Source organism: Streptomyces sp. SID10853, from assembly GCF_010548145.1.
GTDB lineage: Bacteria > Actinomycetota > Actinomycetes > Streptomycetales > Streptomycetaceae > Streptomyces.
The window spans coordinates 1-2,297 of record NZ_JAAGLN010000441.1; the positions used below are offsets into that span (position 1 = coordinate 1).

2 protein-coding genes and 2 pseudogenes are annotated in these 2,297 nt (G+C 73.1%); 3 read left to right on the plus strand and 1 reads right to left on the minus strand.

Features of this window, described 5'->3' with window-relative positions; translation table 11 throughout:
• Positions 1–366 (minus strand): annotated as a pseudogene (locus tag G3I19_RS36070) (hypothetical protein); the annotation flags it as partial.
• 187 nt (positions 367–553) lie between these two features.
• Here G3I19_RS36070 and G3I19_RS36075 point away from each other — a divergent pair.
• From G3I19_RS36075 to G3I19_RS36085, 3 genes and pseudogenes are all read left to right on the plus strand, one after another.
• On the plus strand, positions 554–1,213 hold the full coding sequence (locus G3I19_RS36075; RefSeq protein ID WP_164267892.1) for a DedA family protein: 660 nt from the start codon (positions 554–556) through the stop codon (positions 1,211–1,213).
• Positions 1,210–1,815: a phosphatase PAP2 family protein gene (locus G3I19_RS36080; RefSeq protein WP_164267893.1), complete on the plus strand. Its 606-nt coding sequence runs from the start codon at positions 1,210–1,212 to the stop codon at positions 1,813–1,815. Before G3I19_RS36075 ends, G3I19_RS36080 begins: the two co-directional genes overlap by 4 nt.
• Positions 1,812–2,297 (plus strand): annotated as a pseudogene (locus G3I19_RS36085) (PAP2 family protein); the annotation flags it as partial. The gene G3I19_RS36080 and the pseudogene G3I19_RS36085, both read left to right, overlap by 4 nt.

A 2,297-nucleotide genomic window follows, 5' to 3' on the forward strand; every position in this document is an offset into this window, starting at 1 on the left:
GGCGCGCCCGCCGGCCTCACCGCCGCGTACCCCGCCCACGGCCGCGTGCCCGCCCCGAGCCCTGCCCGTGCCGTCCGGCCCTTCCGGCCCCTCCCGGCCCTCAGCCTTCCCGGGCCCCTCGGTCTCCTCCGCGGCCTCCGTCTCCTCCGCGGCCTGCGCCTGTCTGCGCAGCCGGAGTCCCTGGGCCGCGAAGACGGCCGCGATGACGATCCACAGAACGGTGGCGATCCAGGCGTACGGTTTCGGCGCCCAGGCCAGCCAGATGAACGCCCAGACGAAGAAGATCCCCGCCAGCGCGAAGTACCGGGTCGCCGTGGTGCGGACGAGCCACCGCGAAGCCGTGGTCGGCCGTTCGTTGCGCTCCATGAACGGAACTTACCCCGCGATCACGCCCTGCCGCCCCCGCCGGCCCGCGAAGCGATATCGTCTACAGTTACGTAGACCGTCTACTGAGCTGTAGTCGCTTCGGTGCGGTCCACACCCTCTGGCCAGGACCGCACCGGTGCGGCGCCCGCGCCGGGCCCTCCCTCATCCGACCGGAAAGGCCGGGACCTTGCTCACAGCTTCGACACTCGCGGTGAACATCCTCGACGCGCAGTCCGTGCTGACCGCTTTCGGCGTGGCCGGCATCGCCGTGGTGATGTTCGCCGAGACCGGCCTGCTGGTCGGATTCTTCCTGCCGGGCGACACCCTGCTGTTCACCGCCGGGCTGCTCTGCACGGGCAGTTCGACCGCCGGGCTGAAGCTGTCGCTGCCCATGGTGCTGCTCGCGTCGGCAGTGGGCGCGCTGGCGGGAGCACAGTGCGGCTATCTGATCGGCCGCAGGGCCGGAGGCGCCCTGCTCGCCCGCAGCCGTTCGGAACATCTGCGCAAGGGCGCGGCCCGCGCGGAGGAACTGCTCGGCAAGTACGGCCACGCGAAGGCCGTCGTGCTCGCCCGCTTCGTCCCGGTGGTGCGCACGGTGCTCAACCCGATGGCGGGCGCGCTCTCCGTGCCGGTCAGGACGTTCACGCTCTGGCAGGTGGTCGGCGGGCTCGTCTGGAGCCAGGGCCTGGTGCTGGCCGGATACGCGCTGGGGAAGTCCGTCCCGAACGTGGACCACTATCTGCTGCCGATCATCGCGGTGATCGTCGTCGTGTCTCTGCTGCCGCTCGCCCTGGAGCTGCGACGCTCCCGCAAGAACCGCCCGCGCACAGACGGAGTCAGTGGATGAACCTCGCCTATGACGGATCGCCGGTCGACGGCGGCCTCTACACCGACACGGTGGACCTGGCCCACCGCGCACCCGGCTGGCTGGACTCGGCGGTCTCCGCCTGGTCGTCGTACGGCCTCGCGCTGTTCGCCGTGCTGATGGTCGCCGGATGGTGGCGGGCCCGCAGGGAGGGCGCCACAGCCGGGCTGATGGCGCTGGCCGTACCGGTGATCGTGGTGCTCGCCTACGGCGTCAACGACGCGGTCAAGCTGGTCGTACGGGAGGACCGGCCGTGCCAGAGCCTGCATGTGACGACGCTGGAGGCGTGCCCGGCGCCGGGCGACTGGGCCTTCCCGAGCAACCACTCGGCCCTCGCCTTCGCCGCCGCGGTGGCCCTGCTGTTCGTCTCCCGCCGGCTGGGCGTGACCGCCCTGGTCTGCGCGGTGGCGATGGCGGCCTCCCGGGTCTGGGTGGGCGCCCACTATCCGCACGATGTCGTCGCGGGGGCGCTGGTGGGCGCGCTGGTCGCGCTGGTACTCGCGACCGCGTTGCGACGGCGGCCCGAGGCCCTGGCGAGGAGGCTCACGGACACCAGGCTGCGTCCGCTGCTGGTCTCGTCGTGAACCGGCGCACCGCCGCCGACCTGGCCGTGTCGACGGCGGTGGGCACCCTGGTGGCGTTCGTGCTGCTGACGCTGGTGGTGGCGGGGCACCACGGCGCCCCTCTGCTGACCGACAGCCGGCTGCTCTCCTGGTCGGTGCACCACAGGCCGCCGGTCGCGGTCGCCGCGGCGCGCGGCGTCACCGACACCGGCACGGGCGTCATCCCGTATCTGCTGGCCGTCCTGGCGGGTGTGATCGCCGGGTGCGGTGCGCGGCAGCGGGTGACCGCGGCGGCGGCCTGTCTGGCCTGTCTGGTCCTGGCGCAGCTGCTGCGGTACGGGGTGATGTCGCTGGTCGCCCGGGAGCGCCCGCCGGTCGGCGACTGGGCCGCGCAAGCCTCGGGCTGGTCGTTCCCGTCCGGCCACACCACCACGTCGGCGGTCACCGCCGGGCTGCTGAGCGCGGCGGTACTGCTGCGGGCGCGGCACGGCAGGCGGACGATC